Origin of the sequence: Sporocytophaga myxococcoides, from assembly GCF_000775915.1 — a bacterium.
GTDB lineage: Bacteria > Bacteroidota > Bacteroidia > Cytophagales > Cytophagaceae > Sporocytophaga > Sporocytophaga myxococcoides_A.
In genome coordinates this window covers 1-22,620 of record NZ_BBLT01000014.1, presented here as the reverse complement: position 1 = coordinate 22,620, position 22,620 = coordinate 1, and the positions used below count along the sequence as shown (strand labels likewise).

Here is a 22,620-nt window from a genome sequence, read left to right as displayed (position 1 = left end):
ACAGGAACATTTTTGCTCTGTCTTATATTACTACAATTAAAATATCCTTTTTCTTACATTAGCTTTCGTATTTAGAAATTTAAAGGTTATTTTTGCAATCCCACAGTACAAAAGGAATGATTAGTAATTTTAAAGCGGTTAGTTTATCCTATAAAACGGCTCCCCTGGAAGTCAGAGAGTTGCTCTCTTTAAACGAGGATTTATGTAAGAAACTGATGCTGAGCCTAAAAGAGTTCACTGACGCTTCCGAAATATTAATCCTTTCTACCTGTAACAGGACTGAAATTTATTATTCTTCCAATTCAGACTTCAGCAAGGAGATTGTAAAACTGGCTTTTCTTCAGAAAGGAATTACCGATGGAGAAAAGTATTACAATTATTTCCAGATTATAGAAGATCATTCTGAAGCTGTCCTCCACCTGTTTAATGTGAGTATTGGTCTGGAGTCTCAGGTTGTAGGAGATATGCAGATTACTAACCAGGTAAAACATGCTTACCAGTGGGCGGCAGACATGGGAGTAGTTGGTCCGTTTTTACACAGACTAATGCATACCATTTTCTTTACCAATAAAAAAGTTGTTCAGGTTACGCCTTTCAGAGATGGTGCTGCTTCAGTAAGTTATGCTACTGTGGAACTTGCTGAAGAATTGGCAATAGAACTGGCTGAACCTAAAGTGCTGATCGTTGGATTGGGTGAAATGGGGGCAGATGTATGCAGGAATTTCTCAGGGACCGGACTTAAAAATATCACAATCACCAACCGTACTTATTCTAAAGCAGAAGAACTGGCTAAGGAATGCGGAGTTAAGGTTATCCCATTTGAAAATCTTTGGGAAGCAGCAAAAGAAGCTGATGTAATTATTTCTTCTGTTTTCAGAGATGAACCTTTGTTTACGAAAGAGGAAGTAGCGAAGCTGAATATTTTATCTTATAAATACTTTATTGATATATCAGTACCAAGAAGCGTAGAGAGTAAGGTTGAAGAAATTCCCGGAGTATTGGTATATAATATAGATCATATCAAAAACAGAGCTAATGAAGCTCTGGATAAAAGAGTCAATGCTATTCCGATGGTAAGAGAAATTATTTCGGAAAGTATTTTGGACTTTAATGACTGGGCTAAGGAAATGGTGGTTTCTCCGACCATCAATAAATTAAAAAATGCATTAGAACAGATTCGTCAGGAAGAAATGTCAAGGTATTTGAAGCAGCTGAATGACGAAGAGAGCAAAAAGGTAGACATGATTACCAAAAGTCTGATGCAAAAAATAATTAAGCTGCCTGTACTCCAGTTAAAAGCTGCATGCAAAAGAGGGGAAGCTGAAACACTCATGGATGTTCTGAATGATCTCTTTAACTTAGAGCAGCAACCGGAAGAGCTTAGAATAAAAGACAAGAACTAAGGGTTTAAAATATTCGTTTAAAAACTAAAGCAGGGAAAACTTCCCTGCTTTTTTTATAGTTTTGCCCTGGATGAATCTAAATAAATCATTTTTATTTCTGCTATTTTCCTTGATCTCTCAGGCATTGGTCCTGGCAGGTGGGAGGGACTCATTAATTACTGTAAAGAAAGAAAAGCTTGAAAGTAATAAGAAAGGTCAGTTTGTCCTTCCGAAAGAAACTATCCTTAACCTATATAATGATTTTACACCTGTAAAAGTGGTGTCGCCGGGAGATGCTGAGCAAATTGGTTTTGTAGACAGAAAAGGAAAATTTGTTATTGCTCCTGAATATCATGTTTTGGTTGAGCACTTTCAAAACGGTTGTGCCATAGTCGGCAATTATAAAGACTCTAAAACCTTAATGGGAGTGATTGATGAGAACGGAAAAGTAGTTGCGCCCCTTAAGTATGACTCCATTGTACGTATTTCAAAAGCAGTATTTTCTTGTAACCTGGGCGGTTATTTTGATTTTTATAATGCGGCGGGAATTCGATTAAATGTAGCAAAGCTTACGGATTTCAAAATAGATGGAAATCTTGTTTCGGGAACCAATGTTGAAGCGGAGCAAGGAGTTTTTGATCTGAATGGTAAATTGCTTTTGCCCTTTCAATACAAGAAGATAATTATCAAAGATTCCGGAATTGATGCAAAAAAATATCCGATCTGGAAAATAGTAGGAAGTGGGAAAGATTTGTTTACAATTCATGCAGATAGTCTCCAGTCTTTTCAACCTGGCTTCAATAGATTTTTTAGGAATGAATATGTAGGGGTTTTAAAGGGTAGTCAGATTCTAGCTCCACCTGTATATACAGACATCCAGATTCTGGAACCAGGTCATTTTATAGTTAAGAAAGAAAAATATTTCGGATTGGTTGATAGCACGGGAAAAGTAATCCTGCCGTCAATATTTGACAGTATTGAGAAAACAATGTGCCCATCTCTTTTAAAGCTTTATTCAAGGGAAGGAGAATCTGTTTTTAATAAAGAGAGCAGGCAAGTGATATTCCGAAATGAAAAGGCTGTTCATGTGCTTGATTGTATTGCTTTTGCTTTAAAAGATAAAGACCATAAATGGGGAGTAGTTGATGTGAATAGCAACACTATTATTCCATTTGAATATGATTCAATTGGATATAAAAGAGAAGGTTTATTTGAAGCAGGTACAATAACGGACGGGAAGCTTGAAATGGGCGCTATTGATTCAGAAAGGCAGTGGATAATTTGTCAGGGCGACCTCGACCTGTTTAATATAGGCCTGCTTGAAGCAAATGAAGAACAGGATAGTAGTGGTAAGATCGAAAGAAAAAGTATTTGTAATCTTAACCGATATAAGTATGCTTCCTATGAAAAATTGGCAAATGGATTTATAAAAGTAAAAAACTATAAAGGCCAGATTGGGTTAATCAACAGCAAAGGGAAAGAAATCTCAGAGCCAATTTATGATTCACTGGCTGCAGTTTCTGATACTCTTGAACTTTTCTTTTTAAGAAAGGGAAAAAATGTCGGACTCATAGATGGTGACGGAGTATTTGTGTTCAGTTTTAAAGATGACGTAACAGATATACAACCTTTCGAGAATGGTCATGCTGCATTTAAGAAAAAAGGGCTGTATGGTTTTATAGATTTAAATGGAAATATAAAAGTTGCTCCAAAATATCCTAAATATCAGAATTTTTCAGATGGTTATGCTGCTGTTGTGTTGTTGGGGAAATGGGGGTTTGTAGATAAAAATGAAAACATAGCTGTTCAGCCTTATTATCCTCAGGTTCGTCCTATGAGGAGAGGAGTAGCAAGAGTTTCAACCGGGGCCGATAAATGGAAGTTTATAGACTCGACAGGAAAAGATATAAACGGGAACGTCTACAATGAAATTGATGTTTGCGGCAAAGGCAGATATAAGGTCTTTAAGAATGGGAAGGCAGGTTTGGTTGAAGTCAACGGAAAGGAGTTGATCGTTCCCAGGTATGATCAGCTGATAGATTATGAAAATGGAATTATCAAAGTGAGGAAAGATGGTAAAGCAGGATTTATTGATGAAGCGGGTAACTTCATTATTCCTCTCGAATATGAAGACGTATCATACGATAAGATTAATAATATTTACTTTCTGCAACCGAAGCCGGAAGAGAATACATCTTTAGAACTTACTACAGATAAAAAATAAACCTGATTATTTCCTTACTAAATGCCAATAAGAGTTTTTATTATACTGATCTGTTGTCTTTCTTTTTCCTTTTCGAATGCACAGGAGAAGACTTCTCTGACCTATAGCGAGGGACTTGCTGTTGTAAAAAAGAAGTTACCTGAAGGTACGCGCTTTGGCTTTGTGGATGAAGATGGTAAGCTGGTAGTGGATCATAAATATGATACTGTCTATAAACCTTTTAGACAAGGGCTGGCAAATGTCGGGATATTTGGTAAAGCAGGTCTTATTAATAAAAAGGGGAAAGAGGTAATTCCTATCCAATATAAAGAAATCGGAGATATGTCAAGGAACATCATTCCAGTAAAGAATGATCAGGGGTTGTGGGGATTTTTAAAGAAGGACGGAAAGAAGATCACTGATTGTCTGTATAACAATTACAGATTTTCCCATAAAGGAAGGATCATCGTTCAGTACAAGGGTAAATGGGGGATTATAGAAGGTAACGGCAATCAGGCTGTTAATTTCAGCTATAACTACATTCAATATCTTGACGGGAAAAACTTCAGAGTCCACAGAATAAACAGCTGGCAGATTAAAGATGCGAAAAATAAAGTGATGGCAAGTTTTGAATTTGACTCTCTGAAACCCGCATCCGGAAATACTTTTATCTATTCTCTTATCGGAAGTTATGGACTCGTTGCTTTGGATGGAAGCCTTCTGACGGATCCTGTTTACGATGAAATCGGACCTTTCAAAGGAAGTGTAGCACCAGCCCAAAAAGATAAGTGGGGCGCTGTGAGTATTACTGGAAAGGAAGTACTCCCGTTTACATTTGATAAGATCATTGTTGAAGCTGCATTTATCATTGCCGGCAAAAAGATCCGGGATGGTTACAGATACCAGCTTTACGACCATGAAGGCAAATTGCTTGGCAAGCACGATTTTGATGAAGCAGGCTTTGCTTCCGAAAATCTTTGTGCGGTAAGAAAAAAGACGCTGTGGGGGTATGCTGATGAAACAGGTGATTTGGTAATACCCTGTAAATACAGAGACGTATCTGTTTCTCCCGAAGGGATGCTTGAGGTAACAACAGTATCCAATCAGAAGATGTTGCTGAGCAGGAATGGTGAGACCATTGTTGAACCAGAGGATTTCTCTTTCTATAAAAAGGGAATTTTCAGAGTGGATGCAGCTCAGAAAGCGAGCTGGATTGTTCCCAAAAACAGCTATGACACTTTTGAGAAGATAAGCAATGAGCATTGGATCGTTTCTAAAGCTGGTAAATATGGTATCATTAATACATCAGGAAAAGAAGTGATTCCGGTAAGGTACGATGCTGTACTTCCTCCTTCCCCCAATGGATATATTCCTGTTTCTTTAAGTCGTAAATGGGGTATCCTGAATATGAGCAATCGTTTCACTGTCCCTCTTACTTATAAGTTTGAAAAAATATACCCCTTTAAAGACGGGTTGTTTCGTGTTGTGGTAAATAAGAAATTTGGATTTATTGATGGTGAAGGTAATATGTGGATTTCTCCTCAATATGCCCAGGCAAGAGATTGTTCCGAGGGGATGGTGCCAGTGGTGATAAGAGATAAATGGGGCGTATTGGATAATAAAGAAGTGCTGAAAGCTCAACCATATTACGAATCTGTCAGTGATTTTAAAAACGGTTCTGCAATTGTTAAAGAAGGCAGCAAATGGAATCTTATAAACAAAGAAGGGAAGCCTCTGCATAGTGTACCTTTCGATAAGATTGTGTCTACTAAGTATGAACGTTATTTACTTTACAAAGACAATAAGTTAGGCCTTGCAGATAGGAATGGTGAGGAGGCTCTTGCGCCTAAGTACGACATGATAGAAGAACTTGGAGAAAACAAGATAAAAGTGAAGAAAGACGGTCTTTGGGGGGTATTAGACTATAATGAAAATATCATATTGCCCATAGAGAATGATGTAGTGATATATGATTCTGTTACAGGCAATTTTTTTGCAGGAAAGAAGGGCAAGCTGGAAGTGATGCAAGTGAAATGAGTTAAAAGTTGAAAGTTAAAAGCTTAAAGTTTTTTTAGCTTTGAACTTTTAACTTTCAACTTTAAACTTTCAACTTTATTAAAGTTCCACTCCAAACCTTGCCCCTAACTCTTTTAAATCCTTTTCTACAGGCGCTAGTAACGGAATTCCCTTTTCCATTCTTTCTGCTTCCATATCTCTTTCGGGGTCTCCGGGAATAAGTACTTTTTCTCCTTCTATTGCTTTGGCTGATCTGAATCTTGTGATCCAGTTATCCATGTGTGATTTAAATTCTTCTTTTGGTCTCCAGGCGTCTATGCGCATTGCTCCGAAGAAATGTCCGATGCCTTCCCCGACAGGATCTGCAGGTGGAGCAAGGAAACTAACGAATGGAGGAACCCATGGTCCGTAGTTGGCTCCGGAAAATACTGCTGAAAAAATATCAACTATTGCGCCAAGGCAATATCCTTTGTGACTGCCGTGTTCTCTGTCACCGCCCAGTGGTAATAGTGCCCCCCCGTCTTTTAATTCATGGGGGTTGGTACTTTGTGCTCCTTCTCTATTCTGGATCCAACCGTATGGGGCTTCAAGATTTTTTCTCTGAAGTATTTCAAGTTTACCATTAGCAGCAGTTGTAGTAGCAAAGTCAGCTACAAAAGGAGGTTGCTTGTCAGCAGGTATGGAAACAGCTATGGGGTTGGTTCCCAGTAATCTCTCTAAAGAGAATGTAGGCGCTACGAGCGGACTGGCATTCGTCATTGCAATACCAATCATATCTTTTTCCAAGCCCATCATAGCATGATAGCCGGCTATGCCAAAATGGTTTGAGTTTTTAACTGAAACCCAGCCTGTTCCCGCTTTTTCTGCTTTCTCCATTGCTATCTGCATAGCTTGTGGAGCAATTACAAGGCCTAATCCTTTGTCACCATCTACAACAGCTGTGGATGGTGTTTCATGTACTATCTTAAGTTTAGGGTTTGCATTTATCCTTCCTGCCTCCCAGAGTCTTACATATCCGGAAAGTCTTGCTACTCCGTGAGAATCAACGCCTCTGAGGTCGGCGGATAATAAAACCTTAGCTCCGAGTTGGGCATCAGCCTCTGGGCATCCTATTTTTTTAAGAATATTTTCAGTAAAGGAAAGTAATTGATGGTAGGCGTACATAATGCTGAATTTGTCCGCAAAACTATCAAATTAATAGAAAAGATTCTATAAAAAATTTTATAGGATAAGGTATGTAGTGTGTATCTCAAATAAATGTTTTTTGTCGATGGTGACCTTTCTGGCCCTTTCCAGCTATGCAAAAGGACTTGAGATTAAGGCCCCAAACTTTCTCGAACCTGGGTTCGGAAGTCCCGGGAGTACGCCTGGATCTTTCAAAAGTACTTCTGGAACTTCCGGAAGTAAGCCTGACGCGCTCAGGCTTAAGCCTGGAGGTCTGAGGCTTTAGCCTGGAATTTTTAGGTTTAAGCTTCATGAATATTTGCTTAAGTCTGGAACTTGCAGCAGCCACCTGACTCCTTCAGAAGTACTCCTGGAGGAGCCAGGAGCGTTCCCGGAAGTATAAGGAGGTTTCTGGAAGCTCCAGGCTTAAGCCCGGAACAGTCAGGCTTAAGCCTGGAGGCTCCGGGCTAAAGCAGTAATGCCAGAAGCTTAAGCAATATGGGCGGAGGCTAAAGCCTGAGAGGAATTTAGGGGAGATCTTTAGTGAGTAGTATGTTGCATAATGGCTCTTAAGATTTCTTTTTGTGCATGGAGAATTAAATACCTAATCTTAAAATTTTAAAGCTGCACTAACAGGATGCTTAAAAGCGTTGAATGGTTTGTATCTTTGGCTTACGTCAATTGCTTTTTGTAAAAAACTTTTGAATGGCTTTACATTTAACTTTTAACTTTTAGCTGAAAATATCTTGTTTGAAATACTAAATGCCTCAATAACAATTATGAAACGAATTTATATTTTTATTTTACTACTTGTACAGTTTCAGGTCTTCGCAGAAGATCCAAAGCATCTTAAAGCGGAGATCAAACAAGTGACTGTTTTTTTGAACAAAGCACAGGTGACTAATTTACTTCACGCAAGATTGGAAAAAGGAAACAATGAGCTTGTTGTGGATGGATTGCCTGCGGGGATTGATAAGCACAGCATTCAGCTTTCCGGTAAAGGAGATTTTGTGATTATGTCTGTGAAACATGACTTAAATTATATTGATCCCCAGAAGAAAAGTGCTGAAATGATTGCACTGGAAGATTCGGTTCGCTTTTACAGGGTGCAGGCAAAGAAGGCCAAAAGCCTTAATGATGTACTGTTAAAAGAAGAACAAATGATTCTGGCCAATATGGTAATAAAGGGTGAAAAACAAACGCTTACGGCAGATGATATTGAGGATGTGGCTGATTTTTATAGAGAAAGACTGGAGGAGATTCGTTTTACTCTGATAGATAATGAGGATAAATTAAAAGAGCTTAATGATAAAGTGTCGCGCTTTCAGCAGCAATTAAATGATCTGTTTAATGAAAAGAATAAGAATACCAGCAAAATCACCATTACCGTTTCTGCTAAATCTTCGGGGAATGTTCAGCTAGAGCTTCTGTATATTGTAAATGATGCCGGCTGGACTCCTTTGTATGATATTAGAGTTAAAGATGTGAAAGGCCCTGTGCAGCTGAATTATAAAGCTCATGTTTATCAGAATACCGGCCTGGATTGGAATAATGTGAAACTCAAACTTTCCACTTCAAACCCAACATTGGGGTTAACCAAGCCCGAGTTGAATCCCTGGTATCTTGATTTCTATATTGAGCCTCCGGTTGTTAGTATGGCCGAATTTTTAGAACCTGAAGTAGCCAAAGAGGAAGAGGCGCTTGAAGAGAGAATAGCAGCAGATTCAGCCTATATATATGGCTCACTTATAAAAAAGAATCTTCTGAATACAGGTTCATTTGTAGTCAGTGATTTTACTGAAGTCGTAGAAAATACAGTATCAGTAGAATTTGACATCGCTCTTCCTTATACAGTTCTTTCCGGAAATAACCCCCAGTTGGTAGACATTCAAAGCCATGAAGTAAAAGCAGCTTATGAAAATATCTCTATTCCAAAGCTTGATCAGGATGCATTTCTCATTGCGCATGTGACGGACTGGGAAAATCTTAATCTGCTTTCAGGAAATGCGAACATATTCTTTGAGGGTACTTTTGTAGGCGAATCATTTATAGATGCGCAAAACACTAGTGATACATTAGAGCTTTCATTGGGCAGAGATGGTAAAGTGGTTGTAAAGAGGAATAAGCTAAAAGAGTTTACTAAGAAGAATTTTATCGGGTTAAATAAAAAAGAAGAACACGCTTTTGAAATAGAAGTTAGAAATACCAAAAAAGAGAGCATCAATATTGTAGTTGAAGACCAGATTCCTGTTTCTCAAAACAATCAGATCGAGGTGGCGCTGATCGATGGAGGAGGAGCATCTTTTGATAAAGTCAGCGGGAAGCTTCATTGGAAGATGAATATCGGGGCCGGAGAAGCAAAAAAAGTTTTATTTAAATATTCATTGAAATATCCTAAAAATAAAATAGTTTCCGGTTTGTAAAGGGGAAGATATTTGACCTCATCCCTAATCCTTCTCCTGAAGGTGAAGGGGACAGTTTACAGAAAGAAAATAAGTGGTTTATATATTGAAAAAGATTTTAACAAGGGCATCAAAGTCTCGCTCCTTCGTGACACAGCCATCAACGTAACAACGTAAAGATTCTTCAAGTTGGAGGGAGGGGCAAGATTTTTATCAGTGAGGTAAAGTTATGAAAGCCTTAGGAAAGTCCTGACCTCGAAGAGGTCAAATGTTTATAGATAAGAGTAGAGGATTAAAATACGACCCTGTAGGGGGCGCATCAAGGCAATGCCCAGCTATCTATAAATATTCAATCCCTTCAGGATTATGGGAAAGTCTGAATCAGGATTTACAGGATTTAAGGATTAACAGGATATTGGTTATTCCAGCCTCATGGACTTCCAAGACCTCAGATGAACTTAATAAAGGAAAGATTCTTTATGTTGACCTTGTTCTGTCTGAAGGAGAAGAAAACAGTTTACAGAAATACTAAATGTAGCTTATACATTGAAATAAATTTTAACAAGTGCATCAAAGTCCCTCGCCTTCAGGAGAGGGATTTAGGGTGAGGTCATAAGAATTAAATTCTATTGCCGATTTTCAAAAAAAATATTAGATAGTAATAACAGATTAATATGAAAAAACTTCTTATAGCTGCCTGCATTTTTTTACAGTTTCAGGCTTTTGCGGAGGATAAGAAAAACCTGAAAGCCGAAATAAAACAGGTTACAGTATTCCTTAATAAAGCACAGGTGACGAGCTCAATAAATACTCAGTTAGATCCCGGTTCTAATGAGCTCATGATAGACGGGCTACCTGCCGGTATTGACAAACAAAGCATTCAGGTTTCGGGAAAAGGTGATTTTGTGATCATGGCAGTGAAGCATGAACTGAACTTTGTAGATCCTCAGAAGAAAACCAAAGAAATGATCGTTCTGGAAGATTCGATCCGCTTTTATCAGAAAGAGGTAAGAAAACTGAAAAGCCTGAATGATGTGTATGCCAAGGAAGAGCAAATGATCCTTGCCAATCAGAATATAAAAGGGGAGCAAACTGTTACTGCTGATCAATTGGAGGATGTGGCAGATTTTTTCAGAGAGAGGCTTGAAGAAATTAAAATTGAGGTAATTGATAATGACGAGAAACTGAGAGTGATTCAGGAAAAAGCTGACAGGTTTCAAAGGCAATTCAATATTCTTTTTAATGAAAGAAATAAGAATACAAGCAAAGTTACGATTTCGATTTCATCTAAATCCGGAGGTGCTGCTCAGCTAGAACTGCAGTATATCGCAGCAGATGCAGGATGGTATCCATTGTATGATATCAGAGTGAAAGATACTAAAGGGCCAGTGCAGCTGAACTATAAAGCTCAGGTCTATCAGAATACTGGCCTGGACTGGAATAAGGTTAGGATTAAACTTTCTACTTCCAATCCTACTCTTGGCGGAAACAAGCCGGAGTTGTATCCCTGGTATCTTAATTTTTATGAACCTAAGCCGGTAGTGAGATCTCCAAGATTTCGGAGTGATGGAGACAGCTATAAAAAAGAAGCCAAAACAATGTCATATGAAAATGAAGATGCTGCAGGTACTCCCGCTCCCGCAATGTCTGTAAGCGCTTTCACTACGGTTGTTGAAAATGAAACATCTGTAGAATTTGATATTGCCTTGCCTTATACCATTCCAACAGGAAATACTCCTCAGCTGGTGGATATCAAAAGTCATGAAGTAAAAGCAAGTTATCAGTATACTGCTGTCCCCAAGATAGATCAGGATGCGTTTTTGGTAGGTCATGTAACGGATTGGGATGAGCTGAATTTATTATCAGGCAATGCCAACATCTTCTTTGAAGGAACCTTTGTTGGCGAGTCTTTCATCGATGTGAACAATACTAATGATACGCTATCACTTTCTCTTGGAAGAGATAAGAAAGTTGTTGTTAAAAGAAATAAGCTAAAAGACTTTACGAAGAAAAATTTCATAGGCTCAAATAAAAAAGAAGAATATGCTTTTGAAATTGAAGTGAGGAATACAAAAAAAGAAGGCATTGAAATTCTTGTGGAAGATCAGATCCCTGTTTCTCAAAACAGCCAGATAGAAGTAGAGACGATAGATACAGGAGGAGCTGCCTATAACAAGGACAATGGTAAGCTTCAGTGGAAATTAAACCTGGGGGCCGGAGAGACAAAGAAGCTGTTGTTTAAATATTCGGTGAAGTATCCGAAGAACAAGACGGTAGGCGGGTTGTAGTAGCTTTTGATAAAAAGTATCTGTTTTGATAAAAAAAGAGGTCAGATAATTTTCTGACCTCTTTTTTTTAGAATTAGCTAATATCTGGTAGTGGATAGATCATTCTCCTACTTTGTGATCCTAAGCCCTGCGAAGGATCTGATAGTTACAAAAATGCATTGCCGCTTCAATCAGAAATTTGCAAGATAGTTAAACTACATTCTTTTGGAAAGCTCAGATGTTTCGCAAGCTCAACATGATACAGCAAGGATTCTCTAAAATGCCCTAACCCTTCAGCTGAAGGTTAGCTATTGGCTTTGATATGGGTACTAAATAATTAATCCTCTCATTTTTGTCAGCGTACATTACTTACAGCTTTCCGCATAAAAAAAACGCTGCTTCTTGTCGTTTCAAGAGATTGCGTGTGAGTTAATGTTGTTAATGCGACCAGTGTTTTATTATGCTCTTCATTGAATTGAGCATAATCCGGATTTTATATCAACTTATGGATTCATACTTGATCGCTTTGGCCAGCACACCTTCTTTCAGAGCATAAGCCGAAACCCGGATTTTTTCAAGCTGATATTTCTCAACTATATAGTTTATGAGAATACAGGTCACTACTATCATATCAACCCGCATTTCGATCATACCCGGGATGATCATACGTTCAGCTCTGTTTTTCTTCAGAACCTCCTGGAAGGTTTGTCTGAAGCTATCAAGAGGTAAATTGTATTCCTTTTGCTTATCGTTTAATGAAATTCCTTTTCTGAGAGCATCTATGTCAGCAAGTGTATCAAAGGTTCCGGAAGACCCTACGAGCAGGTCAGGTTGAAAATTCCGGACGGCAGCAGTAAGGGCAGGTAATTTTTCATCCAGATAATTTACAACCTGATTTATTTGGTCATGTTGAATGGGATCTGAAGGAGTGAAAAGGTCCAGCATTCTTTGAGCTCCGATTTCAAAGCTTTCTTTCCAGAAAATTTTATCCGAATTACAAATAATAAATTCTACGCTACCACCTCCGATATCCATGATCAGGCTTTTTTCCGTGCCAAGATTAAGGGCATTTTTAACTCCATGGTAAATCAACTCCGCTTCACGTTCACCGGAGATGACATGGACAGAAATGTTGAATCTGTTTTTGATTTCTCTGATAAAGTCTTCACCGTTTTTGGCATTTCTTACTGCACTGGTGCCAGTGGCAAATATTTCATTTACCCCCAACTCATCCATTTTATCCCTGAATTCGGAAAGCGTAGCAAACGCCCTTTCACAGGCTTCCGGACTGATCATGCCTTTAGTTATTCCTCCCTGTCCGATTTTTACAGATGTTTTTTTCTTAAACAGAACTTTATAATTATCCGATTCCGTCTCGATAATCAGAAGATGGAAGGTGTTTGTTCCCAGGTCAATAACCGCAATTTTTCTAGGTGCCATATATAAAAATATCCTGACAAGATAAGCAATTACCCGTGTTTTTGGGGGATAGAAAATGAAAATTACCGATATAACTAAGCCCCGATTTTAAAAAATGTTTAAGTAATGATTTTACCTTTTTGAATATCAGGGTGTTTGTGGAAATTTGATTGCTTTCTCCCAAAGGAAGAAGAAATTTGATATTTTCAGGGATTCAGAATTTATTTTAAATTCTAAGTTTATCTTTAGAGCTAAATGAAAACGACCAAAGAAAAATTTGAACTTCTTGAGAAGAAAAATCAGGATGCTATAAAAGGTGGGGGCAAAGAGCGCAACGATGCTCAGCATGCCAAAGGAAAACTGACTGCCAGAGAAAGAATCGGATTGCTGCTGGATGAAGGAAGTTTCGAAGAAACCGGAAAGTTTGTGACGCACAGAAGCCGTGAGTTTGGTCTGGAAAATGAGCAGTACCTGGGCGATGGTGTGGTTACCGGGTTTGGGAAGGTAAATGGAAGGCTCGTGTATGTGTTCAGTCAGGATTTTACTGTTTTCGGAGGTTCTTTGTCAGAAACACATGCAGAAAAGATTTGTAAGGTCATGGACCTGGCCATGAAAAACGGAGCCCCTTTGATCGGACTGAACGATTCTGGAGGTGCGAGAATTCAGGAGGGGGTGGTTTCATTGGCAGGTTATGCAGATATCTTTTATAAAAACACCCTGGCTTCCGGACTGGTACCACAGATCTCTGCAATTATGGGACCTTGTGCCGGTGGAGCGGTGTATTCTCCTGCGATTACAGATTTTATCATGATGGTGGAGAATACCTCCTACATGTTTGTGACTGGTCCGAACGTAGTGAAAACCGTAACTCATGAGAATGTTACTGCCGAAGAGCTTGGAGGCGCTTCGGCACATAGCGTGAAGAGCGGGGTGACACATTTTGCATGCGCCAATGAAATAGAATGTTTAGACTACATCAAGACCTTGCTGAGCTATATTCCTCAGAATTGTGATGAAGATGCACCTGCTTATGCATACACTCCGGGTAATGAATTCCGCCCTTCGTTAAATTCAATCATTCCTGATAATCCCAATCAGCCTTACGATATGAGAGATGTCATCGGTCATATCGTGGATGAAGAATCTTTCTTTGAGGTGCATAAGAATTTTGCGGAAAACATTGTGGTAGGTTTTGCAAGACTGGCAGGCAGAAGTATTGGTATCGTAGGAAATCAGCCTTCCGTGCTGGCCGGTGTACTGGATATTAATTCAAGTACCAAAGCTGCTCGGTTTGTCCGCTTCTGTGATTGCTTTAACATACCTCTGCTGGTGCTGGAAGATGTTCCGGGATTCCTACCGGGAACACAGCAGGAGTGGAATGCGATTATTACCAATGGAGCAAAATTGCTGTATGCCTTTTCGGAAGCAACAGTTCCAAGAATTACAGTCATTACGAGAAAAGCATACGGAGGAGCTTATGATGTGATGAATTCTAAACACATCGGCGCTGATCTGAATTATGCATGGCCTACTGCAGAGATAGCGGTAATGGGTGCTAAAGGTGCGGCTGAAATTATATTTAAAAGAGAAATAGCAACTGCTAAGAATCCTGAAGCCAAGCTGCAGGAGAAAATAGATGAATACACCGATAAGTTTGCCAACCCTTATCTGGCTGCAAGCAGAGGGTATATCGATGAAGTGATCATGCCTGAGGAAACCAGGAAAAAACTGATTTCAGGTTTTGAAATGCTTAAAAATAAGGCAGTAGCAAGACCAAAGAAAAAACACGGAAATATTCCTTTGTAAATGTTAAACCTTTAAAAATTATTGGCCGTTGAAAAAATCCTGTTAATCAATATAATCAGTTACCTTAAGGTAAACTCTAAAGAATTGATTAACAAAACTCATTTTTAAAAACGATTAATTTCGGTTAAACCTTTAAAAGACATAAGAGTAACTATAGACATAAAATTATGAATCAAGAGAGCAGGACATTTTTAGAGAAGTACCTTAACAATGCTTCTCCCACAGGTTTCGAATGGACGGGGCAGCAGCTTTGGCTGGATTACATCAAGCCGTTTATCCATGAATATTTTACAGATACCTATGGAACGGTAGTTGGAGTTATAAATCCTGGGGCTCCTTATAAAGTAGTGATAGAGGCGCATGCAGATGAGATCTCCTGGTTTGTAAATTACATCACAAAGGATGGATACATCTATCTGAGAAAAAACGGAGGCTCGGATCATGCCATTGCTCCATCGAAGAGGGTTAATATTCATACCTCTAAGGGTGTGGTGAAGGGCGTGTTCGGATGGCCTGCCATTCACGTGAGGGACAATGAAAATGACAAACCACCGACAATGAAAAGTCTTTTCCTTGATCTGGGCTGTGAGTCTAAAGAAGAGGTAGAGGCATTGGGTGTGCACGTTGGTTGTGTGGCAACTTTTGAAGATGACTTCATTGAGCTGAATAATAAATTCTATGCTGGAAGAGCATTAGATAACAGAATCGGTGGTTACATGATTGCGGAAGTTGCAAGAAGAATTAAGGAGAATGGCAATCAGCTTCCTTATTCTCTTTATGTTGTTAATGCGGTTCAGGAAGAAATAGGTTTGCGTGGTGCAGAGATGATCGCGCACAGAATTAATCCTGATGTAGCGATTGTCACAGATGTGTGTCATGATACTCAGTCTCCAGCCTATAATAAAATTCAAAGCGGAGATTTGTCATGTGGTAAAGGGCCTGTGCTTACTTATGGTCCTGCTGTGCAGAACAATCTTCTTTCCATGATCATCAAAACTGCAGAAGAAAAAGGAATTCCTTTTCAGCGTGCTTCTGCCTATAGAGCTACCGGTACTGATACGGATGCATTCGCTTATTCCAACAGCGGTGTTTGTTCTGCATTGATATCATTGCCATTGAAGTATATGCATACCACTGTAGAAATGGTATCAAAACAGGATGTTGAAAATGTAATCAATCTAATGTATGAATTCCTGCTTCAGCTACCTACCGGTCATGATTTCAGATATATAAAATAATAAAAATTTAAAAGGAGAGACTGTATGGATAAATACTATATGAAACCTCTGGTTCTGGTGTTTTTATTGATGATAGCCCCTGTGGCTGCCGGACTTTACGGTGCCATGCATGATCAGATTTCTTATACAGTCTCTCCCGAATTTTTTCTTAAGTTCCGATTCCCTCAGTTTTTCGGAGCAGATCTTTCCAACTGGACAAAACCTGGCAACGAGCGTATCGGGGCCGCTATTATTGGCTTCCAGAATACATGGAAAGTAGGAGTACTGTTAGGTATCATACTTGGATGTGCAGGTTTTATGCATAAAGACCAGAAGGATATGTTCAGGCATACCTTGCAGGCTTATTTTGTGACCATGATCATTGCCTTTTTCTCCGGCCTTACAGGACTGTTAACCGGCATCTATTCAACGCATCATATTTCTTCCTTACCAGAAGGCATCTCTGATCCTGTATCTTTTAAAGCTGTAGAAATCATGCATAACTTCAGCTACATGGGCGGCATCGCAGGCATGCTGATAGGGGTGTGGTGGCATTTGTATAAGAAGAGGAAGAAGGAGGAGGTGATGGGGTGAGGGATTTTTGTATGGTGAAACTTTTGGGATATTCAAGATAATTTGTTCGTTGTAAATTTTTGAAACTAAGTGGGTTGGTTGGTCGTATGAGTGGGTGGGATTTTTAGAATGGATAAAGTTTTTTTTATTAGTGGTAAAAGAGAGAGATATACACCGTATGGCGTGTATTCAAATGTTAGCAGAAATTTTAGACCCAAATAATGAGAGAGCAACTTCTTAACAAGCTTACAGACATAAATTTTTATCTTCCTATTATTCCTTTTCTATTAGGTATTATATTAAAAATTCTTTTAGACTTGAATTTAGGAAAATGGTTTGTAAAAAACTTTTATTGGCTTTCTTTCAGAAGCATTTTCAGAAATAAAACGAATAAGTTTTCAGGTGTCTATAAGCAAAATTGGTACATAGAAAACAACAGGCGTTATAAGAAAGTGTCTGACAGGCAAAGTCTCGTAACATTGAAACAACTGAATAAATATTGCTATGGAGAGTTCTATGCGAAAAATGGTCATGAGAAGTACTACATGTTTGGGGAAGTAATAGATAGAAGGATTATTGGTCATTGGAGCAGTATAGATAGCAAACTTGACTATTTCGGTTCATTTGAACTATCCATCATAAACAGTAAGACAATTGAAGGCATTTGGATTGGACACTCTAATGAAATACCAACAGTAATACATCAACATAAATGGACTTTTACTGCAGTTACACCAACCCATAAATTCTTAGTTCCAATACAACTAACGATATTCATAAAGAGAAAATATTCTGCTAAAAAGGTATTGCCAAAAGTAGGGCTGACGTAATCCTGTAGAGCTGAACCTCCCTGGTTGAAGGTATGCCGAGAATGAAAAGCGGCATTAAATAAAGCTTTTCAATGTTAAATAAAAGATGAAGGAAGGCTCTTTACTGGAGATTTATAGGAGCTGCCAGTAAACAACCCTGCGGTATTTCAAAGGCAATAGAGAGGTATTGAGCGGTATATAAAATATGCCTGGCTGATGTGTGGAAGTCGAGAGTAGTGCTTCTAAGTCCTGCACTTTTTTATTATTTTTAATAGCGTGCGGGGGCATCTCGGTGGATAGTTAAGCAATTCTAAACCCGGCACATTTTATATACTTAACGTTAGCACCAATAGTAATGACGACAAGATTTGAAGATATCGACTTGAAAATTGAGAAACTGGTTTTTCTTCTGAATGCTGAAGAAGGTAATCCAGGCATTTACGATTTGATCTGGGAGCTGGGACGTTTCAACCTGACTATTGAAGACAAGTATAAAATTGCAAGACTTGTTTTAACTGAAATTTTACAAGACGACTTGGTAATTCTTGAAAAATACAAGGACTTTAAATTGGAAGAGAAAATTGCGACAATTGACAAAGGAGAAATTGACGAATTGCTCAACAATCCATTCTACTGGTATCCGTGTAATGAAATTCTATCAATAAGCTTGACAGATAAAGGGAGTGAATACTTAGACAAAGAAATACCAAAGTATGCAGACAAAATTAATGCACGACTTAGTGGAAAATAGAACTACTGGTGCTAACAGCCGTTTTGCAAAAGCGGGGGTTTCGTGCTTCTATGAAAGTGAAGTGGTTAATTCAAGTTTTTTGCATCTAATGAAATTTAGTTCTAAAAATCCCCGCCTTCGCAAAGCGGCAAAACGTTAGCGGAAAAGGAAAAATACAAATCTACAATAAATAATTACAATGAATAAAAAGATTTATAAATGTTTAGTAGCATCACCTGGAGATACAGCCATAGAGCGTGAAACCTGCTTGAAAGTTTTCAATGAATTGAATGATGGAATTGGTGAAAAATTTGGATTTGTTATTGAAAAGAGGATGTGGGAATATAACACTAGACCAGCTTTTGGCGATTATAGTCAAGCTGTGATAAGTGAACAACTTGGAGATGATTATGATATTTTCATTGGAATTATGTATAAGAAGTTTGGTACTGAAACTAAAATGGCAGGTTCAGGAACTGAGGAAGAGTTTAATAATGCTTATAATAGATTGTTGAAAAAAGAAAACATAGAAATTATGTTTTACTTTAATGATGAAGCTTCTAAACTTAGTGAAATAAATCCTGATGAACTTTTAAAGGTAAACTCTTTTAAAAAGAAAGTGGCAAATCTAGGTGGGTATTACTGGAACTACAATGGTCCCCAAAATTTTGAAACAGTTCTAAGAAGACAATTAAGTGATTATTTTTTGAAAGCAAGCAAGTCTGATGCTATTAATAACCAAAGTGAAATACTAAAGGAAACTATCAGATTAAAACTTAAAGAAAGATTGGATCGCGCTTTGTGTATTTTTGACTCACAACCGATAATTTGGGTTGATCCAGTTATAAGTAATACAAATGAAATTTCAAACAATGCTGATGAAAATTTTAAAAGAAGGATTGATGTAAAAAAAATTATTTCAAATCCTTCATCTACAATTATAAAGGCTCCTCCGCAATTTGGGTTAACATGTTTAGCCCACTACCTTGTTAAAGAAGCATGGGAGATTGGTGATTTTTGGGTTTATATCGATTCTCAATTCGTTAAACCACATAATATTCATAAAAAGGTTATACAAGAAGCAGAGTCAATCGGTCTAAAACTTGAAGATATTAAATGTATAGTAATAGATTCTTGGAACAATTATGAAATTGATTCTTTTAAAAAACTTAAAAATGTTTGTGAAGAATATAAAGAGATTCCGATTATTGTTATGCAAACGATTGATAACTCAAAGTTTTTAATTGATAATAGTGAAATTAAAATTGATAAAAGTTTTGATGTTCTTCACTTGTTGGCATTGCCAAGAACTCAAATAAGAAAAGTTGTATCAGAATATAATAAAGCTAAAGATATTGCCGCAGAAGAAGCTTTGCTCTCTAAAGTTATCGACGATTTAGAAGTTCTAAATATTCATAGAACTCCATTTAATTGTTTGACTCTTCTAAAAGTATCAGAAAAATATTTTGATCAAAGTCCAGTTAATAGGACTCAAATGCTTGAAATGGTACTTTTTGTCTTGTTTAACATGGATGGGATTCCAACCTATAAAACAAAGCCCGACTTAAAAGATTGTGAATACGTTTTGGGTAGGTTTTGTGAAAAATTAATAAGGAATGAAAGGTATTCATTTCAACGACAATCATTTATTGATGAGCTTAATTCTTTTTGTAAAGAGAAATTAATTGATTTAGAAATAGATGTTGTTTTTGATGTTTTAGCTGCTAATCAAATAATCACAAAAATTGATCTTGACTATGTCTTCAGATCTTCATACTGGATTTTTTATTTTGCAGCCAAAAGAATGCATAATGATAAAGATTTTAATGATTATATATTTAAATCTAAAAAGTATATCTCTTGCCCTGAAATTATAGAATTTTATACAGGTATTGATAGAAGCCGTTCTGATGCACTTGAAATATTAAAAAATGACATACAAAATACTTGCGAAATTGTAAATGCAAAAGTTGCTCTCCCAGAAAATATGAATCCATTTGGTTTAATTAAATGGAAACCTACTGAAGAGCAGATTCTGAAAGTGCAAGATGAGTTAAGTGAAAATGTTATTAACTCAGGTTTACCTGATTCAGTAAAAGATCAACATGCAGACAAAAATTATAACCAAATAAGACCATACAATCAAAATATTCAATCTTTCTTAGAAGAATACTCCTTGCTTAATTTAATGCAAAATATTCGTGCTTCTTCAAGAGCATTAAGAAACAGTGATTATGTTTCACCAGAAATAAAGAAAGATATTTTAAAAGAAATTTTGCGAGGATGGAATCAAATTTCAAAGGTTTTATTAGCTCTAAGTCCAATATTGGCTCAAAAAGGGGAAGCAAAATTTGAAGGTCAAGGGTTTTATTTAGAAGATGGTTTTGGAGCAACTTTTGAAGAAAGGATTAATGGGATAATACAAGCTAATTTGACTAATGTTGTAGGATTCTTTAAGAACGATATTTTTTCAAGTAAGATAGGTCCTTTGCTTTTTGATCACTTCACAAATGAAACAGATCAAAATATTAAACATCAATTAGCTCTATTATTTGTTTTTACCAGACCTCGAGGGTGGAAAGCTAAAATTGAAGATTATATTGTGTGTTTACATAAAAACTCATTTTATCTGTTTGATATTTTAAACTCTCTTCGAGGAAGATATGCTTTTGATTTTGCTAACTCGGATGAACTTAATGAAATCTCTTACTTAATAAAAATGTGTTATGCTAAACACGAATTTGGTTCTAAAAAACCAGGCTTACACGAAATTGTAAAAATTTCTAACAAATCTCTACCTACTCGAGATTCAGATAAAGAAAAATAATAAAAATTTCTAAGAGATTAGTTGTATACAAAGGGGAGAAACGTCAGGAGTTACTATCTGATGTTTTTTTTGGCTTTACGATCATTTTTCCGTTTTAGCCTTCGTTGTTCTTTTCCTGATAATGGTTTTCTGTCCAAATCAATGTTGTCACTATAGTATGGAGTTACTTTTAGAGCTTTGGAGTAAGGTTGTATATTTATAAGACCTTTTTCCAAGGCTTCTTTCTGTGTGACTATTAAATAGTTTGTTTCGACACATTTTTCTTTAGCAACATCAAGTAAATCTCCTTTTGCTTCATTTTTGATTACTATAATTTTTTTATTGGACAGATCATTGTTAATTATACCAATAATATAATGATCTGGAATTAATGTGCTTATCAATTCGTCTTTCATAAAAATATAGCTAGTAAAGATTATAGAATAACCTATCGCTCAATAACTGATTAACCATTGAAACTTAGTATTGTTATATAGGTTAAAAAAATCTTGTTAATAATGCCTCTTCCGCTAACATTGTGTATATGACATTGGGCGGTTCGGTTTGTAAGTCACACTCTTTCTCGATATCTTTCTTGGTGCTCGTGGGATAAGAACTGCGTTTAAAACGCCCAACGCCCACATACACCTATCGTTATAGGGCATTTTAAAAGACGACACAATGAAACAAATAATTTACATATTGACATTAGCATTTGGACTTTATGGTTGCAACAACAAGACAACAGAAAAAGCGACCGACCAAAACTTGGGAGACACTTTACAAACTATTTCGGCTGACAAACCTAATTTGGAAATTTACATCAAAGACAAATCGCAATACGACCAGACTTTTATAAATGGACTTGCGGACTACAATGAGCCTATAAAACTCATTGACAATTACATTATAACTGGCAAAGACACAACGTATTTTCCGGAAGACCTTAATTTAAATAAAGAGACAACTTTTAAAGCAACAAAGGACATTAATAAATATGTGCTGACAGTTACAAGAAACAACTTAACAAATTTGACATACACATTTAAACTCATAGACAAAGACAATAAAACTGTTGACACCAAATCGGGAAAAGCAATTTTAGGTTCAATGTTTTTTTTAGCGTCAGAAGTTGACGAAGACAGCGAAACAGGTGACGGTTACGGTAGTTGTGAATATTGGGACAAATCTAATGACTGCTGGTTTGCAATAAGAATTGGAATTGGAAAGGACGACAACGGAAAACTTAGAGCAATGCTAAAATATGGTTGTGACGACAAAAACAAACAAACTTTAAATTTAGACGAATGCCCTACACTTCGGACAGAATAAAAACGCCCTATAACAACTAAGTTTTCGTGCGGCACAGCGTGCCGAGCATGAAAACGCTGTTGCACGGAACCTTAGGTAGTTAGGCAATGCACTATGGGTAATGAGACTATTTTTAGTGAGATATAAAAAAGTGGAGAGGATATTTAGGGAGTTATTATCCTTACGATGAAGGCATTTTTAAACTGGTTGTTTAGATATTTCATTATTTGCTTAGAAGTTTATTGTCTATTTGATATTGTTTATTTTACCTTGGTCAAAGCTTCGCTGGAACTGCTCTGGAACAAGAGAGTTCAATTAAATATTTACTTCAGTTTTGTTGATATTGAAAAAAAAAGGTGGCCCACGTCTGTCAAAAATTTCAATAACGACCATGGTTTTGGTTTTGCAACAGGAACAGATTTTCGGGTCATAGGAAGTAATCGTTCTTCCATTTAGAGGCATGATAGTTTTCTCCGGCATCTGTGCCTTGATGGTGGGGATGGTCACTTTCTTAG

The 22,620-nt window shown here is 37.3% G+C and carries 18 protein-coding genes and 1 pseudogene; 15 read left to right on the top strand and 4 right to left on the bottom strand.

What is annotated here, in order from left to right; genetic code table 11:
- Positions 1-116: 116 nt before the first annotated feature.
- The 3 genes from hemA to MYP_RS23195 all read left to right on the top strand — a co-directional run bounded on the left by hemA (position 117) and on the right by MYP_RS23195 (position 5,622).
- On the top strand, positions 117-1,403 hold the full coding sequence (gene hemA, locus MYP_RS23205) for a glutamyl-tRNA reductase (RefSeq protein ID WP_045469228.1): 1,287 nt from the start codon (positions 117-119) through the stop codon (positions 1,401-1,403).
- Positions 1,404-1,473: 70 nt separating this feature from the next.
- Entirely contained in the window at positions 1,474-3,606 is a 2,133-nt protein-coding gene (locus MYP_RS23200; protein ID WP_045469225.1) for a WG repeat-containing protein, read from the top strand.
- A gap of 21 nt (positions 3,607-3,627) precedes the next feature.
- Positions 3,628-5,622, top strand: a complete 1,995-nt coding sequence (locus tag MYP_RS23195; RefSeq protein WP_045469222.1) for a WG repeat-containing protein — start codon at positions 3,628-3,630, stop codon at positions 5,620-5,622.
- 78 nt (positions 5,623-5,700) lie between these two features.
- On the opposite strand, the gene MYP_RS23190 is transcribed toward MYP_RS23195, so the two are convergent.
- Positions 5,701-6,765, bottom strand: a complete 1,065-nt coding sequence (locus MYP_RS23190; protein ID WP_045469219.1) for an Ldh family oxidoreductase — start codon at positions 6,763-6,765, stop codon at positions 5,701-5,703.
- A gap of 106 nt (positions 6,766-6,871) precedes the next feature.
- Between MYP_RS23190 and MYP_RS23185 the strand changes: the two genes are divergently transcribed.
- The 5 genes from MYP_RS23185 (at position 6,872) to MYP_RS23170 (ending at position 11,455) form a co-directional block, all read left to right on the top strand.
- Complete coding sequence (locus MYP_RS23185) at positions 6,872-7,051, top strand: hypothetical protein (protein WP_045469216.1); 180 nt, start codon at positions 6,872-6,874, stop codon at positions 7,049-7,051.
- Positions 7,052-7,101: 50 nt separating this feature from the next.
- Positions 7,102-7,236, top strand: a complete 135-nt coding sequence (locus tag MYP_RS26825; protein ID WP_262506814.1) for a hypothetical protein — start codon at positions 7,102-7,104, stop codon at positions 7,234-7,236.
- Between the two features lie 308 nt (positions 7,237-7,544).
- Positions 7,545-9,188 (top strand): DUF4139 domain-containing protein, encoded by a 1,644-nt coding sequence (locus MYP_RS23180; protein ID WP_052430461.1) that lies wholly within the window; start codon positions 7,545-7,547, stop codon positions 9,186-9,188.
- A 247-nt stretch (positions 9,189-9,435) separates the two neighbouring features.
- Positions 9,436-9,699: a hypothetical protein gene (locus MYP_RS23175; protein WP_045469213.1), complete on the top strand. Its 264-nt coding sequence runs from the start codon at positions 9,436-9,438 to the stop codon at positions 9,697-9,699.
- A gap of 142 nt (positions 9,700-9,841) precedes the next feature.
- Positions 9,842-11,455 carry a DUF4139 domain-containing protein gene (locus MYP_RS23170; RefSeq protein ID WP_052430460.1) on the top strand — a complete coding sequence of 538 codons (1,614 nt, stop codon included), beginning with the start codon at positions 9,842-9,844 and terminating at the stop codon, positions 11,453-11,455.
- A gap of 477 nt (positions 11,456-11,932) precedes the next feature.
- Here MYP_RS23170 and MYP_RS23165 read toward each other — a convergent pair whose 3' ends face one another.
- A complete protein-coding gene (locus MYP_RS23165) occupies positions 11,933-12,874 on the bottom strand; it encodes a Ppx/GppA phosphatase family protein (protein WP_045469209.1) in 942 nt (313 codons plus the stop codon).
- A gap of 234 nt (positions 12,875-13,108) precedes the next feature.
- Between MYP_RS23165 and MYP_RS23160 the strand changes: the two genes are divergently transcribed.
- The 6 genes from MYP_RS23160 (at position 13,109) to MYP_RS25545 (ending at position 20,815) form a co-directional block, all read left to right on the top strand.
- Positions 13,109-14,659 carry an acyl-CoA carboxylase subunit beta gene (locus tag MYP_RS23160; protein WP_045469206.1) on the top strand — a complete coding sequence of 517 codons (1,551 nt, stop codon included), beginning with the start codon at positions 13,109-13,111 and terminating at the stop codon, positions 14,657-14,659.
- A gap of 167 nt (positions 14,660-14,826) precedes the next feature.
- Positions 14,827-15,897 carry a M42 family metallopeptidase gene (locus MYP_RS23155; RefSeq protein WP_045469203.1) on the top strand — a complete coding sequence of 357 codons (1,071 nt, stop codon included), beginning with the start codon at positions 14,827-14,829 and terminating at the stop codon, positions 15,895-15,897.
- Positions 15,898-15,921: 24 nt separating this feature from the next.
- Entirely contained in the window at positions 15,922-16,470 is a 549-nt protein-coding gene (locus MYP_RS23150; protein WP_052430459.1) for a hypothetical protein, read from the top strand.
- Between the two features lie 200 nt (positions 16,471-16,670).
- Positions 16,671-17,279, top strand: coding sequence for a hypothetical protein (locus tag MYP_RS23145; RefSeq protein ID WP_045469200.1), 609 nt, complete (start codon positions 16,671-16,673; stop codon positions 17,277-17,279).
- Between the two features lie 334 nt (positions 17,280-17,613).
- Positions 17,614-18,009: a hypothetical protein gene (locus MYP_RS23140; RefSeq protein WP_045469197.1), complete on the top strand. Its 396-nt coding sequence runs from the start codon at positions 17,614-17,616 to the stop codon at positions 18,007-18,009.
- 178 nt (positions 18,010-18,187) lie between these two features.
- Positions 18,188-20,815: an STAND family AAA ATPase gene (locus MYP_RS25545; protein WP_052430458.1), complete on the top strand. Its 2,628-nt coding sequence runs from the start codon at positions 18,188-18,190 to the stop codon at positions 20,813-20,815.
- A 53-nt stretch (positions 20,816-20,868) separates the two neighbouring features.
- Here MYP_RS25545 and MYP_RS23130 read toward each other — a convergent pair whose 3' ends face one another.
- Complete coding sequence (locus tag MYP_RS23130) at positions 20,869-21,210, bottom strand: hypothetical protein (protein WP_045469194.1); 342 nt, start codon at positions 21,208-21,210, stop codon at positions 20,869-20,871.
- Between the two features lie 265 nt (positions 21,211-21,475).
- Between MYP_RS23130 and MYP_RS23125 the strand changes: the two genes are divergently transcribed.
- Positions 21,476-22,126, top strand: a complete 651-nt coding sequence (locus MYP_RS23125; RefSeq protein WP_045469191.1) for a hypothetical protein — start codon at positions 21,476-21,478, stop codon at positions 22,124-22,126.
- 294 nt (positions 22,127-22,420) lie between these two features.
- Here MYP_RS23125 and MYP_RS26645 read toward each other — a convergent pair.
- Positions 22,421-22,620: pseudogene (locus MYP_RS26645) on the bottom strand (hypothetical protein); the annotation flags it as partial.

Excerpts from the sequence above, each read along its gene's own strand:
- MYP_RS23190 (WP_045469219.1), bottom strand. The coding sequence starts at position 6,765 with ATGTACGCCTACCATCAATTACTTTCCTTTACTGAAAATATTCTTAAA.
- MYP_RS23125 (WP_045469191.1), top strand. The coding sequence starts at position 21,476 with ATGAAACAAATAATTTACATATTGACATTAGCATTTGGACTTTATGGT.
- hemA (WP_045469228.1), top strand. The coding sequence starts at position 117 with ATGATTAGTAATTTTAAAGCGGTTAGTTTATCCTATAAAACGGCTCCC.
- MYP_RS23165 (WP_045469209.1), bottom strand. The coding sequence starts at position 12,874 with ATGGCACCTAGAAAAATTGCGGTTATTGACCTGGGAACAAACACCTTC.
- MYP_RS23150 (WP_052430459.1), top strand. The coding sequence starts at position 15,922 with ATGGATAAATACTATATGAAACCTCTGGTTCTGGTGTTTTTATTGATG.
- MYP_RS23140 (WP_045469197.1), top strand. The coding sequence starts at position 17,614 with ATGACGACAAGATTTGAAGATATCGACTTGAAAATTGAGAAACTGGTT.
- MYP_RS23130 (WP_045469194.1), bottom strand. The coding sequence starts at position 21,210 with ATGAAAGACGAATTGATAAGCACATTAATTCCAGATCATTATATTATT.
- MYP_RS23155 (WP_045469203.1), top strand. The coding sequence starts at position 14,827 with ATGAATCAAGAGAGCAGGACATTTTTAGAGAAGTACCTTAACAATGCT.
- MYP_RS23160 (WP_045469206.1), top strand. The coding sequence starts at position 13,109 with ATGAAAACGACCAAAGAAAAATTTGAACTTCTTGAGAAGAAAAATCAG.
- MYP_RS23185 (WP_045469216.1), top strand. The coding sequence starts at position 6,872 with ATGGTGACCTTTCTGGCCCTTTCCAGCTATGCAAAAGGACTTGAGATT.
- MYP_RS23195 (WP_045469222.1), top strand. The coding sequence starts at position 3,628 with ATGCCAATAAGAGTTTTTATTATACTGATCTGTTGTCTTTCTTTTTCC.
- MYP_RS23145 (WP_045469200.1), top strand. The coding sequence starts at position 16,671 with ATGAGAGAGCAACTTCTTAACAAGCTTACAGACATAAATTTTTATCTT.
- MYP_RS23175 (WP_045469213.1), top strand. The coding sequence starts at position 9,436 with ATGTTTATAGATAAGAGTAGAGGATTAAAATACGACCCTGTAGGGGGC.
- MYP_RS23200 (WP_045469225.1), top strand. The coding sequence starts at position 1,474 with ATGAATCTAAATAAATCATTTTTATTTCTGCTATTTTCCTTGATCTCT.
- MYP_RS25545 (WP_052430458.1), top strand. The coding sequence starts at position 18,188 with ATGAATAAAAAGATTTATAAATGTTTAGTAGCATCACCTGGAGATACA.
- MYP_RS23170 (WP_052430460.1), top strand. The coding sequence starts at position 9,842 with ATGAAAAAACTTCTTATAGCTGCCTGCATTTTTTTACAGTTTCAGGCT.
- MYP_RS23180 (WP_052430461.1), top strand. The coding sequence starts at position 7,545 with ATGAAACGAATTTATATTTTTATTTTACTACTTGTACAGTTTCAGGTC.